This window comes from Paenibacillus sp. Z6-24, assembly GCF_054161335.1.
The window spans coordinates 2,928,138-2,946,846 of sequence record NZ_CP096398.1; the positions used below are offsets into that span (position 1 = coordinate 2,928,138).

The 18,709-nt window shown below is 52.0% G+C and carries 14 protein-coding genes; 3 read left to right on the forward strand and 11 right to left on the reverse strand.

Going from position 1 to position 18,709, the window contains the following annotated elements; genetic code table 11:
* Window positions 1-54: 54 nt before the first annotated feature.
* The 7 genes from M1D61_RS12585 to M1D61_RS12615 form a co-directional block, all read right to left on the reverse strand.
* Window positions 55-786 (reverse strand): LutC/YkgG family protein, encoded by a 732-nt coding sequence (locus tag M1D61_RS12585; protein WP_458118900.1) that lies wholly within the window; start codon window positions 784-786, stop codon window positions 55-57.
* Window positions 779-2,302 carry a LutB/LldF family L-lactate oxidation iron-sulfur protein gene (locus M1D61_RS12590; RefSeq protein WP_458118902.1) on the reverse strand — a complete coding sequence of 508 codons (1,524 nt, stop codon included), beginning with the start codon at window positions 2,300-2,302 and terminating at the stop codon, window positions 779-781. The genes M1D61_RS12585 and M1D61_RS12590 overlap by 8 nt, the downstream gene beginning before the upstream one ends.
* Entirely contained in the window at window positions 2,299-3,027 is a 729-nt protein-coding gene (locus M1D61_RS12595) for a (Fe-S)-binding protein (RefSeq protein WP_458118903.1), read from the reverse strand. The genes M1D61_RS12590 and M1D61_RS12595 overlap by 4 nt, the downstream gene beginning before the upstream one ends.
* A gap of 109 nt (window positions 3,028-3,136) precedes the next feature.
* Window positions 3,137-3,895 carry a DeoR/GlpR family DNA-binding transcription regulator gene (locus tag M1D61_RS12600; RefSeq protein ID WP_458118904.1) on the reverse strand — a complete coding sequence of 253 codons (759 nt, stop codon included), beginning with the start codon at window positions 3,893-3,895 and terminating at the stop codon, window positions 3,137-3,139.
* A 21-nt stretch (window positions 3,896-3,916) separates the two neighbouring features.
* Window positions 3,917-5,392: a rhamnulokinase gene (locus M1D61_RS12605; protein ID WP_458118905.1), complete on the reverse strand. Its 1,476-nt coding sequence runs from the start codon at window positions 5,390-5,392 to the stop codon at window positions 3,917-3,919.
* Complete coding sequence (gene rhaI / locus M1D61_RS12610) at window positions 5,389-6,609, reverse strand: L-rhamnose isomerase (RefSeq protein ID WP_458118906.1); 1,221 nt, start codon at window positions 6,607-6,609, stop codon at window positions 5,389-5,391. The genes M1D61_RS12605 and rhaI overlap by 4 nt, the downstream gene beginning before the upstream one ends.
* A gap of 55 nt (window positions 6,610-6,664) precedes the next feature.
* Window positions 6,665-8,734: a bifunctional aldolase/short-chain dehydrogenase gene (locus M1D61_RS12615; protein WP_458118907.1), complete on the reverse strand. Its 2,070-nt coding sequence runs from the start codon at window positions 8,732-8,734 to the stop codon at window positions 6,665-6,667.
* Between the two features lie 300 nt (window positions 8,735-9,034).
* Between M1D61_RS12615 and M1D61_RS12620 the strand changes: the two genes are divergently transcribed.
* Complete coding sequence (locus tag M1D61_RS12620) at window positions 9,035-9,199, forward strand: hypothetical protein (RefSeq protein WP_200897677.1); 165 nt, start codon at window positions 9,035-9,037, stop codon at window positions 9,197-9,199.
* A gap of 195 nt (window positions 9,200-9,394) precedes the next feature.
* On the opposite strand, the gene M1D61_RS12625 is transcribed toward M1D61_RS12620, so the two are convergent.
* From M1D61_RS12625 to M1D61_RS12635, 3 genes are all read right to left on the reverse strand, one after another.
* Complete coding sequence (locus M1D61_RS12625) at window positions 9,395-12,061, reverse strand: cation-translocating P-type ATPase (protein WP_458118908.1); 2,667 nt, start codon at window positions 12,059-12,061, stop codon at window positions 9,395-9,397.
* A gap of 320 nt (window positions 12,062-12,381) precedes the next feature.
* Window positions 12,382-12,534 carry a hypothetical protein gene (locus M1D61_RS12630; protein ID WP_200897678.1) on the reverse strand — a complete coding sequence of 51 codons (153 nt, stop codon included), beginning with the start codon at window positions 12,532-12,534 and terminating at the stop codon, window positions 12,382-12,384.
* A gap of 192 nt (window positions 12,535-12,726) precedes the next feature.
* A complete protein-coding gene (locus M1D61_RS12635; protein WP_458118909.1) occupies window positions 12,727-14,337 on the reverse strand; it encodes a catalase in 1,611 nt (536 codons plus the stop codon).
* 336 nt (window positions 14,338-14,673) lie between these two features.
* Between M1D61_RS12635 and M1D61_RS12640 the strand changes: the two genes are divergently transcribed.
* Complete coding sequence (locus tag M1D61_RS12640) at window positions 14,674-15,396, forward strand: AAA family ATPase (protein WP_458118911.1); 723 nt, start codon at window positions 14,674-14,676, stop codon at window positions 15,394-15,396.
* A 118-nt stretch (window positions 15,397-15,514) separates the two neighbouring features.
* On the opposite strand, the gene M1D61_RS12645 is transcribed toward M1D61_RS12640, so the two are convergent.
* The gene (locus M1D61_RS12645) at window positions 15,515-16,729 is read right to left on the reverse strand and encodes an MFS transporter (RefSeq protein WP_458118913.1); all 1,215 of its coding nucleotides are present in this window, start codon (window positions 16,727-16,729) and stop codon (window positions 15,515-15,517) included.
* A 245-nt stretch (window positions 16,730-16,974) separates the two neighbouring features.
* On the opposite strand from M1D61_RS12645, the gene M1D61_RS12650 reads away from it, so the two are divergent.
* Window positions 16,975-18,651: an esterase/lipase family protein gene (locus tag M1D61_RS12650; protein ID WP_458118914.1), complete on the forward strand. Its 1,677-nt coding sequence runs from the start codon at window positions 16,975-16,977 to the stop codon at window positions 18,649-18,651.
* The last annotated feature ends 58 nt before the right edge of the window (window positions 18,652-18,709 follow it).

Consider the following 18,709-nt stretch of genomic DNA (forward strand, 5'->3'; position numbering starts at 1 on the left):
ACATGTAATAAATAATCTGCCTACTCATTCCTATTCGCCATCCTCGAAGAGTATTCAGCCAACGAGCAGCGTATAGATAATTCCCGGTCCATGCACACCAATCGTCAGATCATTCTCAATATCCGACGACCGACTCGGTCCCGAGATAAAGTGCATACCGGCTGGCAGATTCTCCCGGCCGATCTCATCCATCGGAATCAGCAGCTCACCCAGTCTGGTATACAGCCGATCCACCGGTAAAATAACAATACACACCGTCGGCAGCAGACTGACCGAACGTCCCTGCTGCGCTGCCGAAGTCACCATCACAGTGCCTGTGTAGGCCGCTGCGCCATCCGCCATGATTACCCCGATATCCGCCTCCGCTGCCCGGGCTGTCCATGCTTCATCCGGATCGCTGTTCCAGCTGGAGATCTGCACATCCGGCAGACGCTCTTCCAGACGCAGCGCTGCGAGTTCCGGCTGCTGCTGTCGAATCAGATAACGTGCTCCCATCTGCATGGCGTGATCGGCAATAAAGTCTGCCGCTTCGGCCATCGTCTGCAGACGGACCACATGACCGCCAACCTCATGGAAATGAGCAGTGAATTTGTCGATCTGCTGCTGCTTGCTCCACTGAAAGCCACTCCAGAATTCCGGCGCTCCCCGATACGGATGTGCAGGCGCTTCCGTCATGCGCGGACGTCGCAACCGGGTCGAGATATTATCCATAAAGGTCTGCTGGCTAATGCGTGACTGTTCTTCCAGCTGCTGCAGCCACTCGGGCGTTAATTGTGAATTATTCATGCTGACCTCCCGTAATCCCGCTCGCCCGGCGCTGACGCAGAATCTGCTCCATTCGATCCCGGGTTTGTGCATCCATCGGCGGGGCTGTACGCCTTGTTTCCTCGGACAGCTCCTGCCAGTGTTCACGGAACGAGTGATCTGCCATCGACGGCGCGACACGGTACGTATTCCAGCCTTTGAGCGGTCCCATTTTGATCGTAATGCCTTTGTCATGCACGACCGGTTTCTGGGCGATGCGGCCCATTTTGAGTGCCAGTGCCAATCGCTTGGAATTGGCCATCAGCACGGCGAATCCTTTCATGCCAAGCGATTCCCAGCGATTGCCGTGACCGCGCTCGACCTTGCGGCGGCGCAGGTAGACGAGCATATCATGCAGTGGAATCTTGACCGGGCAGGCTTCATAGCAGGCCCCGCACAGACTTGAAGCATTGGCGATATCATCCCACTCCGCGACATTGCGGTTGAGTGCCGGTGTCAGTACGGCACCGATCGGCCCGCTGTACGTACCTCCATACGAGTGACCGCCGATATGCCGGTAGACTGGACATACATTCAGACAGGCACCGCAGCGGATACAGTTCAGCAGTTCCTGAAATTCCGGATCACCGAGCTGCTCCGAGCGTCCGTTATCCACGATAATAATGTGCATTTCTTCCGGTCCGTCGCCATCTGCGGTACGCTTGGGTCCGGTGATGCCGGACATGTACATCGTCAGCCGCTGGCCGGTCGCAGACCTCGGCAGCAGTGTCGCCATCACTTCGAGGTCTTCCCAGGAAGGAATAATACGCTCCATGCCCATCAGCGTGATCTGCGTTTTGGGCAGCGTGGTGACCATGCGGGCATTGCCTTCATTTTCAAATAATACCATCGATCCGGTCTCGGCAATGGCAAAGTTGCAGCCGGTCATGCCGATGTCCGCCCCGAGGAACTTCTCACGCAGCTTGCGCCGTACATAACCGGCCAGAATGGTCGTATCCGGCGGCAGTTCCTCTCCTGCGTCTTCGGATAATAGTTCGGCAATCTGATAGCGGTTTTTGTGAATAGCGGGAATGACGATATGCGACGGGCCTTCTCCGGCGAGCTGGATAATGTATTCACCCAGATCACTCTCAATCGTCTCGATCCCGGCCAGTTCCAGTGCCCGATTGATATGCAGCTCTTCCGATACCATCGATTTGGACTTGACGACCGATTCAGCCTGCTTGTGCCGCGCAATCGTCATGACAATTTCGGTCGCTGCGGCCGTATCGGGCGCAAAGTGCACATGTACCCCGTTTTTGCGGGCATTTTCCACAAAGGTATTCAGGTAGTAATCCAGATGGGCGATCGTATGCAGACGGATCTGACGACCGCGTTCCCGCCATTCTTCCCAGTTGCCATGCTCTGTGGCCGCAGCCTGCTTGCCGCTGCGCAGCCGTTCGGTCGTAAACTTGACGGCATTGCGCAGAAAGTCATTATTCAGTGCGACGCCAGCTCTTTCCTTGACGGTGCCCTGTGTGGATTGTGCCGGATTCATGATATCCCCACCCCTTCGTACAGCAGCTCTGCCAGATGCATTACCCGCACCTGTTCACCCCGGTGCCGCAGATTACCGGCAATATTCATCAGGCAGGCCATATCCAGTCCGACGAGTACCTGTGCTTCCGTTTCCTTGATATGATCCACTTTCTCCGATACCATCGCCCCAGAGATATCCGACATTTTCACGGCAAAGGTTCCTCCAAAGCCGCAGCAATCTTCGGCAAAAGGCAGCGGGACCAATTCCAGTCCACGGACCTGGGACAACAGCGTCATCGGCTCTTCCCTGACCCCGAGCAGACGGCTGCCGTGACAGGAAGGATGATACGTAACCTTGTATGGAAAATGCGCGCCTACATCCGTAATTCCCAGCACCTGCACGAGAAACTGGGTGAATTCATATGTCTTGGCTTCCAGTTCATGGGCCAGCTGCAGCCAGTGGGGATCGTCCTTGAACAGCTCCGGGTAATGATGCACCATATAGGTGCAGGAACCGGAGGGTGAGACGACAAAATCGCTGGTTTCAAACGCTTTCAAAATCGTTTTGGCAGCAGTTCGCGTCTCTTCCCAATAGCCGCTATTGTAGGAAGGCTGTCCGCAGCACGTCTGCACGGGCGGAAAGTCCAGCTGCACACCATGTGCAGCCAGCAGACGGACCATCGCTTCGCCTACACGCGGATAGATGGCATCGCTCAGACAGGTGATGAATAAGGATACTTTCATGCTGCACCTCTTTTCGCTCCATAATACACAAAAGATGGCAGTTTGCAGAGAGCTCGGCCGCCATCTTTCACTTTGTGCTTCGGTCGTGATGCTGATAGGATACGTTTGCTTAGACGATGGTAATTTTGAGTTCGCGTTCTTCCAGTTGGCGGATCGTCTCCTGAGGGAGACGTGTATCGGTGATCAGGTGATCGACCCCGCTGAGATCCATAACCTGGGCAAAGGCCTGGACACCGAATTTGCTTGCATCGGCCAGCAGAATGATCTGGTCGGCCATACCAACCATCTTCTGCTTCACCCGTGCCTGCAGTTCATTGGATTCGCTGATGCCGCGGTCCAGATGCAGTCCTTTGCAGGACAGGAACAGCTTGTTCACATAGTACGTATCCAGCGAACGCTCCGCCAGCGGTCCGACAAAGGACAGCGAGCGCGGCACCAGCTGGCCTCCGGTAGAGATGACCTCGATCTTCTCTCTGGTGCTGAGCTGGGTCGCCACGCGGATGGAATTGGTCAGTACGGTCAGCGGGATGTCCGGCAGACTCGCTGCCATGTACCATGCGGTTGTACTCGCATCCAACAGAATGCGATCCTGTGGTTCGATGAGCTTGACCGCCTCCTCGGCGATGCGGCGCTTCTCTTCGGTGTGCATAATCTCCCGCTCCGAGAACGGGGTCTCCGGCTGTTCATCCTTGACGCTGACTGCGCCGCCATGCGAACGCTTCAGCAGCCCCTGCCGTTCCAGCCGGTCCAGATCACGACGGATCGTCTCCTCGGTAACCTGGCAGCGCTCGCTCAGTTCCGTTACCCGCATACTGCCCTTTTCATTCACCAGCTTTACAATCATGTCATACCGTTCCGCGACTAACATAGTATCCTCAACTCCGAATCGTTATTGTACGGGAATCGCCGTCAACCGCAGGAAGCGTCCGTAAGCGTCTTCCCATGCTTCCTGATCCTGCGGCTCATACACATCCACCGGAAAGGAATCATGGATGACGGCCCGGGCTTCCCGGATATCCCTGAATGTCCCCTGTGCTATCCATTGTACCGCTAAATTGCCAATCGCGCTTCCCTCTGCCGGTCCTGCCCATACCGGGCGTCCCAATGCATTGGCCGTCCACTGGCATAACAGGCGGTTCTGGATGCCGCCGCCGACCATATGCAGCCCGTCGAACCGCTTGCCCGACAGCTGCTCCGTCTGCTCCAGTACATAACGATATTTTAATACGAGACTCTCGAAAATGCAGCGGGCTACCGCCCCATACGTATCCGGCAGCTGTTGTCCGGTATGACGGCAGTACTGGCGGACGCGCGAACGCATATCCCCGGCATGCAGGAACAGCGGATCATCCGGATCGATGAAGGAGATAAACGGCTCCGATCCGGCCGTATGCTGAATCCATTCACTGTAGGAAGCATGGTGGCCGTCACGCTCACATTCCCTTTTATATTCCTGGAAAATCCATAGTCCCATAATGTTTTTGAGCAGCCGGTATGTTCCATATGCGCCGCCTTCATTGGTAAAATTCAGCTCGCGTACACGCTCGTTAATGACCGGTTCACTGACTTCCGTTCCCATCAGCGACCAGGTCCCGCAGCTGAGATAGGCAAAGGAATCCGACAGCGCCGGAACTGCCACCACCGCCGAAGCGGTATCATGCTCCGCCACCGCTGTCACCGGAATAGCAGGCAGCCCCAGATCAACCATCAGCGAAGAGCGCAGATGTCCTGCCGGCGATCCTGGCTGTACCGGCCTGCCAAACCAGGAGGACGGAACACCGATATGCGACAGCAGCTTGCGATCCCAATCCTGCTGGCGGGCATTATACATCTGGGTCGTCGTCGCATTGGTGAATTCATTGATCATCTCTCCGGTCATAAAATAACGCAGCAGATCCGGAATCATCAGAAAACGCTCCGCTTCCTTGAGTACCGGCGAACCTGCCTGTCGCATCGCTGCCAGCTGATACAATGTATTAAATGTGAGAAACTGAATACCGGTCGCTTCAAAAATCTGCTCTGCTCCCAGCTCTTCCTGCATTTGCTCCATCATGCCGTGGGTATGCCAATCCCGGTAATGGGACGGGTTGGCGAGCAGCTCACCCGTCCGTCCGATCAATCCGAAATCGACAGCCCAGGAGTCAATACCGATACTTTCCGGCAGCATTCGCTCCTGCTTGACGATGACCAGTCCCTGCTGGATCTCGTGGTACAGGCGCAGTATATCCCAGTAGAGGCGATCTCCTATTTTCACCGGATCATTGCTGAACCGGTGAATCTCCTGTGTGACGATCCGGTGATCATTCAGTCTGCCGATAATCGCTCTGCCGCTGCCTGCTCCAAGATCATAGGCAAGGATGGTCACCAGCTGGCACCACCTTTGCCTCTCGCCAGAATCGATTGTCCGTAGCTGTCTGCCAGATACGCCTTCATCGGATCGAGCGGCAGTCCCTGTTCTTCACGCACCGCATGCAGCAGTGGTGTCACATCGAATTCAAATGCGCGGCGCACCGCATCCTCGGCCCCCAGCACATCGTTGTTGGCCTGGGCTTCCGCCACTTCGCGGTGATCGATCAGCAGCGCCTTGGCATACTGGGTCTGCACGTTCAGCACCGAACGGATCATTGCCGGAATTTTCATTTCAATATTATGCGACTGGTCGATCATATAAGCGATATTATTTACCGCCTGTACGAGCCGGTCTTCTCCACTCTCCGCCGCATCCAGAATCTGATAAAAGATCAGGAACAGTTCATACGGGTTGATTGAACCGACGATTAGATCATCATCCGCATATTTGTAGCTGTTAAAATGGAACCCGCCGAGACGGCCTTCATCGATCAGATAGGAGACGATATGCTCCACATTCGCGCCCGGCAGATGATGCCCGGTATCCACCAGCACATGTGCCTGCTCACCCAGCTTGACCGCATAATTGTAAGCCATGCCCCAGTCGGCAATATCGGTATGGTAAAAGGCCGGCTCGAACGCCTTGTATTCGATCAGCATGCGCATATCCGGCGTCAGCGCGCGGTACATCTCACCCAGCGCTTCCAGCATCCAGTTTTTGCGTTTGCGGATACTGCCCTGGCCGGGGTAGTTGGTACCGTCGGCAAACCATAGACTCAGATCGCGTGATCCGGTTTCTTTGGCCACATCGACACATTCCAGCAGATGGTCAGTTGTTTTGCGGCGGATCGCCGGATCGCTGTTGGTGACACCGCCGAGCATGTATTCTTCTTCCTGGAACATATTCGGATTGATCGCACCGATCTTCAAATTCAGGCTTTCCGCATGGCTGCGCAGCTTGCCGTAATCTTCAACTTTGTCCCAGGGAATATGGATGGCTACCGATGGGCACAGACCGGTTACCTTATGCACCTGGGCAGCATCCTCCAGCTTTTCAAATGGGTCGCGTGGTACGCCTTCTTTCTGGAACACTTTGAACCGGGTGCCCGAATCGCCGTATCCCCAGGATGGCGTCTCGATTTGTAGCGCTTTCAAACGGGATTTGATCAAATTCAGATCCATCCCTCTGCTTTGCTGCTGTTCCTCAAATAGAGCATAAGCTTTGTCTGTCATGCCATATCCTCCTCCATAAGTGGTACCTAGACTATGCTATCTGTTCATTCTAACATTATCTGGTAAATGCTGCCGGTACGCCGCCATCGATGGTCAGCATACAGCCGGTCGTCTTGGCTGCTTTGGAAGAAGCAAAGTAGGCAACTCCTTCCGCGATATCATCCGGATAGATATTGACGAGCAGTGTGGTGCGCTTGCGGTAATGCTCTTCCAGCTGATCCGGCTCGATTCCGTAGGCGGCTGCCCGTTCATTGCGCCAGTTGGAATTCCAGATCGCCGAGCCTTGCAAGATGGCATCCGGCAGAATTGTATTGACCCGAATACCGAATTCGCCGCCCTCGGTAGCGATGCATCGGGCCAGATGGGCTTCCAACGCTTTTGCCGAGCTGTAAGCGGTCACATTTTTACCGGCATAGACCGAGTTTTTGGAGCCGATGAATACCATACTGCCGCCAAGTTCCTGCTCTTTCATGATTTTAAATGCTTCGCGAGCGACCAGAAAATACCCGGTTCCCAGTACATTCATGTTCAATTCCCATTCCTTGAGCGATGTCTCATCAAATGGACTTGATGTGGCAAGACCGGCGTTGTTCACGATAATATCCACGCCACCGTAGGCCAGAGCGACTTCGGCGTAGGCATCTTTTACCATCGTCTCGCTCGTCACATCCATTTTGACAGCTAGGGCACGGTTCGCTCCATAGCTGGCATTCAGTTCATCCGCTACCTTCTGCGCGCCTTCCAGATTGAGATCCGCCAGTACGACATGGGCGCCTTCGCTGACCAGACGGCGGGCGGTTGCACTGCCGATTCCGCCGGCTCCACCAGTGATCAGGGCCACCTGGCGCGAGAACTCCGCTTCGGCCGGTGCCAGTGTGAGCTTGTACAGCTCCAACGGCCAGTATTCCACATTATAGGATTCCGACTCACTCAGAGATACGAACTGTCCGAGTGCAGTCGCGCCGCCCATGACGGCAATCGCCCGATGATACAAGGCTCCACTCACCAGCGACATCGCATGGCTCTTGCCGGTATTGATCATGCCAATGCCCGGGATCAGGATCACGCGCGGAGCCGATTCGAACATAATATCGCCTTCGTTCCGGTTACGTTCAAAATATTCCTCATACTGCTGCTTGTACGTGTTAATTCCCTGAATGACTGCCTGCTTGAGCCCTTCGACATCATCAGTGGACGGTGTCCAGTCGATGAACAGCGGCGTCATTTTGGTATGTACCAGATGATCCGGGCAGGCCGCCCCTACCTGTGACAGCCGGGCTGAATCCTGTCCGTTGACAAATTCCAGCACATCGTCCGCATCGTCAAAAGTCAGAATCATCCGCTTGCTGTCACTCACTGCGCCTCGTACGGCAGGCATAATGCCGGCGATCAGCTGCTTGCGCTCCTGCGGAGATAGCGACTGTACTCTGGCGCTGCCGAACAGAGGTTTCTCCTGTGCTTTGCGGGCAATATATTCTGCCGCCTGGTTAATGATCTCGATCGTCTTGTTGTAGCATTCTTCCTGTGTCTCTCCCCATGTGACCAGACCATGCTTTTCCATCAGTACGAGCTCGGCACCCGGATGATCGAGCACACCCTGTGCGATCATTTTGGAAAGGGTAAAGCCCGGACGGATATACGGCACCCATACGAACTTGTCACCGAAGATCTCACTCGCGATCTGCTTGCCATTGTCTGCACAGCACAGGCTGATGATTGCATCCGGATGGGTATGATCGACATGCTTGAATGGCAGGAAAGCGTGAAGCAGCGTCTCAATGGACGGACGCGGTGCTTTCGCATCAATCATGCAGTTCGCCAGATAAGCGACCATCTCTTCATCCGGCATCTCATCTCGTTCGAACAGAGGACGAATATCTTCCATCCGAAGGCCCGTAAAATGCTGCGCCTTCATCGAAGCCAGATCGGAGCCGCTGCCTTTGACATACATCACTTCAATCTCACGGCCGCGGAAATCTTTGACCATGCCTTTGGTCGATGTGTTGCCTCCGCCCCAATTGCATACACGGCGATCCGAGCCGATCAGATTGGAACGATAGACCAGCTTGTCCACTCCCTCCTGAACAGCAGCGGCTTTCTGAGAATCCCATTGATTAGGTATCATGCTTCATCCTCCAGTATATAAAGTTGGTTGTCGTGATCAATTACCTGAAATTGAATTGCTTATATGTGCAGTATATCACTTCTGTTTTTGTTTGGAAATACATAAATCAAAAATAAACAAATATAATATTAGGACATGATAGCGCTTAATCAAACTTTAACAAACCGATACAGCGATTGACCTATTAACAAGTTCATTTTGTGTTCTTTATTGTTCTATGTCTGTGTTTTCATTTTCTCTAATCGGGTAATGAAAGAAGGAGCAACACTACAGACTAGACCCACTAAGGAGGAGATCATCATGACAGATCAAGACAAAAACATGGAAAACCCGAACTCTGAAGATACACTGATGGAGAAAACAAGAAAAGAGAACGGTGCGAATCCTGAGACACAAGCCGATGAATGGGAAGGCAAACCTTCTCCAAAATCCGCCGGTGACGAAGACAAAGATTCCGACAAATAAATAGCTTTATTCTAAAAGTTAAAAAAGCCTTCCGGTGTAACGTGACCGGAAGGCTTTTTCTTGCTGTTTTACGGTTTGTTCTTTCTGTTTAGCGGTTTAGCTTATGAGTCTTATTCCCTTTGCAAGACTGGTATGCATGTTACCATAGTACAGCCATTCTTGTTGGAAGCCGAGTTTGCTTCGGTATGGTGCCTGTTATGCAGCAGCCTGTTGTTCTTTGTCTCTGGCCATAGCCCGGCGAATCAACTTCTCCAGCTCCATCAATACCAGTGCAGCGGCGGCCAGTCCGGTAGCAATCGCCCATTCCTGTACTCCAAAGCTGTCAGGGATCGAGAAGATTCCTCGTACGCCTGGCAGCAGTGTAATACCGTACAGAATAAAGCACAGTACTACAGAGCCGATTACATACTTATTGCTGAACAATCCGGCTTCGATAGCACTCTGCACATTCGAGCGAGCAGCAAATGTCTGGAGTGTGCGCGCCAGAATCAATGTGGTAAATGCCATTGCGACACTCATCTCCGGTGAATGCTGCAGTCCGATATACTGGGACACAATAACGGCGACACCGATGATCAGGCCGCGTGTAATGACCGCTCTCAGCGTGCCTCCAGCGAACAGTCCCTCGTTAATATCCCTCGGCTTGCGGTCCATGACACCCGGCTCTTCCTTTTCCATACCAAGCGAGATCGCTGGCAGGGAGTCATTTGCCAGATTAATAAACAGCAGCTGGATCGCGGTGAACGGATTAATCCAATTCATGACCAGTGCGAAAATAATCGCGATAATCGCACCCAGATTACCGGCAAACAGGTAGGCAATCGACTTTTTAATATTATCGAATACCGTCCGGCCAACACTGACGGCGTTGACAATGGATACAAAATTATCATCGGTCAGAATCATCGCCGCCGAATCCTTGGCCACATCGGTACCACTGCCCATGGCGACTCCGATATCAGCCTGCTTGAGCGCCGGTGCATCGTTGACACCATCGCCGGTCATCGCTGTAATCTTGCCTTTTTTCTGCCAGGCACGGACGATCCGGATTTTGTTCTCTGGAGAGACGCGGGCATAGACGGAGATATTCTCCAGATTACGATCCAGCTCTTCATCAGACATTTTGTCCAGTTCCTGACCGGTCACGGCGATATCATTGTCATCCATCAGACCGATATCCCGGCCAATCGCCTGGGCGGTTGTTTTGTGGTCACCGGTAATCATAATCGTGCGAATACCGGCCCGCTTGGACTGCTCGATCGAGCCATATACCGCTTCACGCGGCGGGTCAATCATCGCGGTCAGTCCAACCAGAATCAGTTCCTGCTCATCCTCGATGTCAACGGTAGACTGATCATTGGGGAGGTTTTTGTATCCGTAGGCGAGTACGCGCAGTGCCCGACTGGAAAAGTCCTCATTCGCTTCAAACAGACGCTGGCGGATCTCCTCATCCAGCGGGACTACCTGCTCTCCCAAGAGCACATGGGTACAACGGCCGATCAGCACATCCGGTCCGCCTTTGGTCAGCAGCATTTTCTGGTTATCAAATGTATGGACCGTGGACATCAGCTTGCGGTCCGAATCAAATGGAATCTCGGCTTCGCGGGGAAAGCTGTCCCGAATCTCGGTGTATTTTTTGTTCTTTTTGTTGCTGAAGGCAATCAGCGCCACCTCGGTCGGATCGCCCATTTCCTTGCCTTCTTCGTCAATATTGGAGTCATTACAGAGTACGGCGATATGAACGAGCCTGCGCTCCCCCTCCGACCATTCTGCCGGATTATCCGGAAAGTCGTCCCGGCTGCCGTCCGGCAAATAGTAATCGACGACCGTCATTTTGTTCTGGGTCAGTGTACCGGTCTTGTCCGTACAGATGACGCTGGTGGAACCAAGCGATTCTACGGCAGGCAGCCGGCGGATAATCGCATGCTGCCGGGCCATCTTGTTCGTTCCGGCAGACAATACGATCGTCACGATGGAAGACAGTGCTTCCGGGATAGCAGCAACAGCCACAGCCACAGCGAACATCAGCGCTTCCAGAATCGCTGCGGTCGTATCCACTGTATCTGCAGAGAACCAGATACGGGCAGCTTCCACAGCAAAAATCAGAATACAGAGCAGCAAAATGAATACACCGAGCTTTTTGCTGAAGCTTTCCAGCTTGCGCTGCAGTGGAGTCTGCTTGGATTCGGCACTCTCGATCAGTCCGGCGATCTTGCCAAGCTCGGTTCTCAGCCCGGTACCGGTAATGACGGCAGTTCCGCGTCCATAGACGATCAGCGCACCGCTGAAGACCATATTTTTGCGGTCGCCAATCGGTGATTCTTCATCAATTACACGGATATGCTTTTCGACCGCTTCCGATTCACCGGTCAGCATGCCTTCGTCGGCTTTGAGACTCTCCGACGTCAGCAGCCGCGCATCCGCAGGAACAAAGTCTCCGGCATCCAGCTGAATAATATCGCCGCGTACCAGTTCCCTGGCAGGCAGCGATTGGCGTACACCATCACGCAATACTTTGGCTTCCGGTGCAGACATCTGCCGCAGCGCTTCGATGGAACTCTCGGCTTTGCGCGTCTGTACCACACTGATGATCGCATTCAGAATCAATACGAAAATAATAATGCCTGCTTCTACCACATGTCCCAGTATAATCTGTACGATAGAAGCGATCAGCAGGACCACCACCATCGGATCTCTCAGGTTCTCTACGATCAGCTTCCAGGTTGGTGTACGCTCTTTGCCCTTCAGCTCATTGTAACCATCTGTTTCGAGGCGCTGCTGCGCTTCCTGTGAAGTTAAGCCATTTTCAGTTGTACCTGCTTCCTGCAGCGCTTCTTCCACACTCGTTCGGTAAAATTCCATTCACACCACTCCAGTCCTCATAATGTGGACGAACAGACTCACGTCTGGTCTCCCATTTACAGCATGTACGATAAGACGCATGATCTTCGCCAGTCGTTATGTATATGTTTTTATATCATCTAACAACTGGTTATCTATACTAATTTTTACCCTTTAAAATGAATCTGGTTTCAAAAAGAACGTGTAGATGTAATGGCGATTACTGTCGACAAAATCGGATCATGTCAAAAAAAGGAATCCTCTGCAGCAATGTTTTCCGACAATAAACCAGGTACTGGTAAATGATTCCTATGGGTAGTTTATTTCATTCAAGCGGCATGCTAGATAATCTGAAGCTTGCGTGCCTGTTCCTCGGTGAGGATGTACTGCTCCTGCGGATAGGTCTCATCTTCACTCTGTACACCAAACATCTGCATAACTTCATTCCATACTCCTTTTTGCACTGCTTCTTCCTGTGTGATGATAATCTTCATCGGGATCGCCGCCTTTGTGTTTGTTTTCGCTATGACGTTTATTTAAACAAATTGCAGCGGGAGTCAAACTTTTGTTTTCTTTGTGATATTCGAACACACCCCGCTTCACAAAACAAATAGCCCCCACCCTGAAGTCAGGATGGGGGCTATTATATTCATGAAATTATCCATTACCATTACATATACATAAGATTAATAAGGACCCGCTTCATGTCCTGTATCTTCTGCTTTTTTGGCAGCCTTGTGAGCACGATGCATTGGCGTGCCTTTTTCCGGGTCAGCCATTACTTTTTCCATCATTTCACGGACACGTTTGCCGTAATCTTTATCGGCCTGGGTAATATTCGCAAGCACTTTCTCCTGAATCACTTCGTTACACTGCGCCAGATTGCTGCCCAGATTGCTGATCAGCTCATCACGCTCCCAGTCTTCAAAGCTGCGATACGTCTCGCCGGCCTGTGCAAAATCATTCGGACGGTCGATCTTCTCGCGCATCAGACGGGTATTGTAGTATTCCGGTTCATGATCCTTGCCTGCTTTTGGTGCTTCCTGCAGACCGCCAAGAGAAGAAGGCTCATAGTTCACATGCGGATTCTGACCTGGTGCACGGTCTGTTTTATAGCGCATCTGACCACCGCTCAGGTTGGTCGCGACGCGGGACTTCGGCGCATTGATCGGCAGCTGCTGGTAGTTCGCGCCTACCCGGTGACGCTGGGTATCCGAATAGGAGAATGTACGTCCCTGCAGCATTTTATCATCCGAGAAGTCCAGTCCATCCACCAGTACACCTGTACCGAAGGCAACCTGCTCCACCTCGGTAAAGTAGTCTTCCGGATTGCGATTAAGCGTCATTTTGCCAACCTTCATGAACGGGAACTTATCTTCCGGCCACAGCTTGGTATCATCCAGCGGATCAAAATCCAGCTCCGGATGATAGTCGTCGCTCATCATCTGTACACACAGTTCCCACTCCGGATATTCACCACGCTCAATCGCATCGTACAGATCCACAGTCGCATGGTTAAAGTCGAGGGCCTGAATCGCATTCGCTTCTTCCTGCTTAAGGTTGCGGATGCCCTGCAGCGGTTCCCAGTGATACTTGATCAGTACCGCTTCGCCGGCTTCATTCACCCATTTGTACGTATTGACCCCTGATCCCTGCATCATCCGGTAGTTCGCTGGAATGCCCCATGGGGAGAACAGAAATGTAATCATATGTGTAGACTCCGGACTGTTGGCGATAAAATCAAGGAAACGCTCCATATCCTGCACATTCGTAATCGGATCCGGCTTGAACGCATGGACCATATCCGGGAATTTGAGCGGATCACGGATAAAGAAGATTTTCAGATTGTTGCCGACCAGATCCCAGTTGCCGTCTTCAGTATAGAATTTGGTAGCAAAGCCGCGCGGGTCACGTAATGTTTCTGGAGAATGACCTCCGTGAATAACGCTGGAGAAACGGACAAATACAGGGGTCTGCTTGCCTTTCTCCTGGAAGAGCTTGGCACGGGTATATTTGGCGATCGGCTCATCACCGACCGTTCCATAAGCTTCGAATACGCCGTGCGCTCCCGCTCCACGGGCATGAACGACACGTTCAGGCACACGCTCACGATCGAAGTGGGTTATTTTTTCAAGAAAATTATAGTTCTCCAGTGTCACAGGACCCCGGTTTCCTACTGTTCTTACATTTTGATTGTCAGTGACAGGATGACCCTGCCGGTTTGTCAGCGTTACATTTTCTTCTTGAGTATTTTCTTGATCATTCGATTGCGGTTGCTTCTTGTTCTCATCTGCCATAAGATCTTCCGCCTTTCAAGAAAGTATAAGTTTGCTGAATCTGTATTCTTCATGACACAGGAAAACAAAACATACGCCCGGCATAAGGACATATTACCTTTTTACCTGCTCTCACTCATTATAAAACACTTTTAGAATAAAAAGTGAACCGATTTCATAATTTTGTCCAATTTGTGAATGAAGATAGGGTATGGAAGCATTTTGCTTTTCCATTTTGTCTACCTTATACTGGGCATATCTGTGCTGAAGCGGACTCTCCCACTCATTGGCTTTACCAGACAAGCCTGGGTACTGATTTGTATTGGTCGTATTCTAATATCGAAAGGTGGATCAACTATGTATCTGCGCCGGATTACATTATTAAAAGAAAATATGGAGGACCGCAGCACCTATCCATTCTCCCTGCCATTGATCGAACGGATGGATATGCTGGAACTGAAAAATCCTGTCACTTTCTTTGTCGGTGAGAACGGTTCAGGAAAATCTACCCTGCTGGAAGCCATTGCCTACCAATGCGGATTCCATACTGCCGGTGGTTCCCGGCAGAATACGTATGAGGTCAGATCGGCTGAAGCTGCGCTGGGTGAACATATCCGGCTCTCCTGGCTGCCCAAGCTGACCGAAGGATTTTTTCTGCGCGCGGAATCCTTTTACCATTTCGCCAATCACATCGATGAGACAGACACAACTAATTATAAATATTATGGCGGCAAGTCGCTGCATCAGCAGTCGCATGGCGAATCCTTTCTGAACCTGTTCAAGCACAAGTTTACCAGTATCCGTGAGTCGGCAATCTACCTGCTGGATGAGCCGGAGGCGGCACTTTCTCCTGCCAGACAGCTCTCCCTGCTTCGGATTCTCCATGAACTGACGCCGCGCTCACAGTTCATTATTGCGACCCATTCGCCGATTCTGATGGGCTATCCGGAAGCGGATATTATCAGCTTTGACCAGGAGACACTGCCCCGGATCGATTACCAGGAGACGGATCACTACCAGATCACCCGACACTTTCTGGAAAATCCAGCGCCGATGCTGCGCGAATTGTTCGAGGATTAGTCGATTTTCTTTTATCCGTATAAATGAAATGAACATCCCCTGCTTCATTACAGTACAAAAAACGCTGCAGCCTTTTGATGGACCGCAGCGTTTTTTATATACTTTAATGCTTATTCAGTCATTCTAGTTCCAGTCCTTTGGTTTCCTTGCCAAGGAACAGAACTGCAGCTGCCCCGATCAGAATAGCCACGAAGAAAATCGTAAAGATTGTACTCACCGGTACACCATCCCCTACGAGCATCCCTACCATAAACGGCGCAATCACCCCGCCGATCCGTCCAAATCCTGCCGCCATCCCGGTACCTGTCGAACGCACCCGTGTTGGATACAGCTCCGGGGTATAGGCATACAATCCACCCCAGGCGCCCAAGTTAAAGAAGGACAGACAGACTCCTGCGAGAATCAGCGACAGCTCGCTGGTAGCGTAACCAAACCAGATCGCACTGACTGCGGTAAGCACCAGATAGACGACCAGCACGAATTTGCGGCCGAATTTCTCAATAAAGTAAGCTGCGGTAAAATAACCCGGCAGCTGGGCCAGCGTCATGATCAGCACGTACTCAAAGCTTTTAATCAGCGTAAAGCCCTTCAGTCCCATCACCGATGGCAGCCAGAGAAACATGCCGTAATACGAAAACACAACAGTAAACCAGAGAATCCAGGCCATCAGCGTTGTACGGCGGTGCGAGCTGCTCCATATTTCTCGCAGACCATTTCTGAAGGAAGCCTGACGACCGGCGCCGCCCTTAATGAATCGCGGCGAATCCTCAATCGCACGGCGCAAATACAGCGCATATAGTGCCGGTATTGCCCCAATAATGAATCCCCACTGCCACCCATAACGTGCGATGACAAAATAGGCGACCACGGCAGAGATAATCCAGCCCAGTGCCCAGAAGCTCTCCAGCAGTACAACTGCACGTCCCCGGTCCTTGACAGATACCGATTCCGATACAAGTGTGGATGCTACCGGCAGCTCGCCCCCAAGGCCAAAGCCCGCGATAAACCGAAGCGCCAGCAATACGCCAAATCCTGTCGCCAGCGCAGACAATCCGCTCGCGATCGAGAAGATCAGCAGCGTCCACAGCAGAATCGACTTGCGTCCGTAGCGGTCTGCCAGATAACCGGCAGCCACTGCGCCGACTGCCATCCCGACCGAGTTGATGCTTGTCAGATAACCGACCTCCTGGGGACTTAGACTCCAGCTCTTCGCCAGCGCCGCTGCGATAAAGGAAATCATCCCCACTTCCATCGCATCGAACATCCAGCTGAATCCCGCGCTAAACAGCAGTTTTCGCTGCTTGGGATTCTGGAGTAATTCCATCTTGCTCATGTTATAGACCCCTTCTTTCTGATTCGCTTGTACTTTTTTGAACATACTTTCAGATGCTACGGTTTTTATTATACTCAAATCATGGAAATTTACCTCACATTATTTTCAAATTGTTAAAATTTAATTCATGCGTCCTGTATAGCCAAACAAAATAATTACAAAAATAAGTAACAGCTTTAATCTTTTCCCAGTACATTAAGAAAGGAAAAAATATTTCCAATTATTACATATCAAGGAGGAATATCATGTCTATTAAAAGTAAACTGCTGGTGTGTGCACTCATTACAGGTCTGGCTGCACCAGCCTTTCCATCCCAGGCCTTTATGGCTCCTGCCACTCCGGCGGTAGCTGCTTTACCGGGAGCCTGGGCAGCCGGTCAGACGCCAGCGAATGTATCGGCAGACAAGCCGGTCATTCTGTTCGTGCACGGTCTGACCAGCCAGGCCAAAGTCTGGTACGACAACAACGATATGTATGAGTATGCCTACAACAATGGCTACCAGACCGCTTTTATCAACATGTATGATATTTCCGGCACACCGGAAGACATGTGGAAAGATGGCGAACTGCTCGCCGCCAAGATCAAGGAAATCAGCCAGCACTTTGGCAAAAAGATCGTAATCGTTGCCCATAGTAAAGGCGGCGTCGATACTGAATCCGCACTGGTCCGCTATAATGCCTATCCGTATGTAAATCGCGTCATCACGCTCAGTACACCGCATCATGGCTCACAGCTGGCCGATCTGGCCTACAGCAGCTGGGCTGGATGGCTGGCGGATCTGGTCGGCTCCCAGAGTCCGGGAACCAACTCTCTTCAGACTTCCAATATGGAATATTTCCGCTCGGAAATGGCCAAAGACCCGGATGTGAATAAAGTGCCGTTCTATACACTCAGCGGCAACAAATGGTCGGGTTCCGGCAAGTCCTCCTACAGCTTCGGCGGTGCCTATCTGGCACTATTCGGCAGCAATGATGGTGTCGTCACAACCGATAGTGCGCTGCGTCCAAACAGCACACTGGTACAGATGGGACCATGGAATCATGCTACGGTACGCACCGGTTCCTACACCTTTGATCTGTTCAAATCCTATATCGGTACAACTGGTGCACGGGCAGCTGCATTGGCTCCGGCTTCGGTAGGCACCAGCGTATACGGAGATGTCTATACCCAGCCATCCGCAGATATTCCGGCAGCTATGTTTGCGAGCAATATGACCGCTTCCTCGCAGCCATCACTGCAATCTTCGCCAGCAGCGTCCGCAGGATCGCCCAATTATGGACAATATTATGTACGCGGTGGTGAATATAGCGGCACAGCGACCGAGACACTGACCGTAGAAGACAATGTAAAATCTATTACCCTCGACTGGATCACCGATCAGCCGATCACTGAGCTGCGCCTGATTTCTCCTCAGGGTAAGGTTCGTCATGTAAAGGTCACTTCCGACCGGGATGAAGAAATTTTCAAAGGCGCTTATCATCAGGTAACCGAACTGAAACGTCCGGAAGCCGGTGAGTGGACAATCGAAGCAGTGAGCAGCCAATCCGGCGCTTATTTGATGACTGCCATCTATGCTCCAGGAGCGGAGAAGGCACGCCTGGATGCTCATTTCTCCGGCAAGTCACTCGATATGACGGTGAATACACATGGGCTGGATACCGAGCAGACAGCTCTCACTTACAAAGTCGAATATTACGATGCACAGGGCAATCGCCTGGCTGCACCAACCGAAAGCCGTCGCTCCCTCTCTGCTGACAGTGTAAAGGAAAGCGTCAAAGCACCGGCTCCCGGACAGGCTTCCAACTATGTGATCACGACGGATGTGGAAGGCAAAACCGCCAGCGGAACGCCTTACAAACGTACACTGATCAAATCCGTCTATGTAGATGCACAGGGTCGTACCTATTCCCAGCAGAATTAATCCCTAAGCGACACAAACAGCCTGTTATGCTGGAGTTCAGCATATACAGGCTGTTTAA

Coding starts and splice junctions, on each gene's coding strand:
- rhaI (WP_458118906.1), bottom strand. CDS start 6,609: ATGACAGACAAAGCTTATGCTCTATTTGAGGAACAGCAGCAAAGCAGA.
- M1D61_RS12650 (WP_458118914.1), top strand. CDS start 16,975: ATGTCTATTAAAAGTAAACTGCTGGTGTGTGCACTCATTACAGGTCTG.
- M1D61_RS12645 (WP_458118913.1), bottom strand. CDS start 16,729: ATGAGCAAGATGGAATTACTCCAGAATCCCAAGCAGCGAAAACTGCTG.
- M1D61_RS12630 (WP_200897678.1), bottom strand. CDS start 12,534: ATGAAGATTATCATCACACAGGAAGAAGCAGTGCAAAAAGGAGTATGG.
- M1D61_RS12640 (WP_458118911.1), top strand. CDS start 14,674: ATGTATCTGCGCCGGATTACATTATTAAAAGAAAATATGGAGGACCGC.
- M1D61_RS12615 (WP_458118907.1), bottom strand. CDS start 8,734: ATGATACCTAATCAATGGGATTCTCAGAAAGCCGCTGCTGTTCAGGAG.
- M1D61_RS12635 (WP_458118909.1), bottom strand. CDS start 14,337: ATGGCAGATGAGAACAAGAAGCAACCGCAATCGAATGATCAAGAAAAT.
- M1D61_RS12595 (WP_458118903.1), bottom strand. CDS start 3,027: ATGAAAGTATCCTTATTCATCACCTGTCTGAGCGATGCCATCTATCCG.
- M1D61_RS12590 (WP_458118902.1), bottom strand. CDS start 2,302: ATGAATCCGGCACAATCCACACAGGGCACCGTCAAGGAAAGAGCTGGC.
- M1D61_RS12600 (WP_458118904.1), bottom strand. CDS start 3,895: ATGTTAGTCGCGGAACGGTATGACATGATTGTAAAGCTGGTGAATGAA.
- M1D61_RS12625 (WP_458118908.1), bottom strand. CDS start 12,061: ATGGAATTTTACCGAACGAGTGTGGAAGAAGCGCTGCAGGAAGCAGGT.
- M1D61_RS12585 (WP_458118900.1), bottom strand. CDS start 786: ATGAATAATTCACAATTAACGCCCGAGTGGCTGCAGCAGCTGGAAGAA.
- M1D61_RS12620 (WP_200897677.1), top strand. CDS start 9,035: ATGACAGATCAAGACAAAAACATGGAAAACCCGAACTCTGAAGATACA.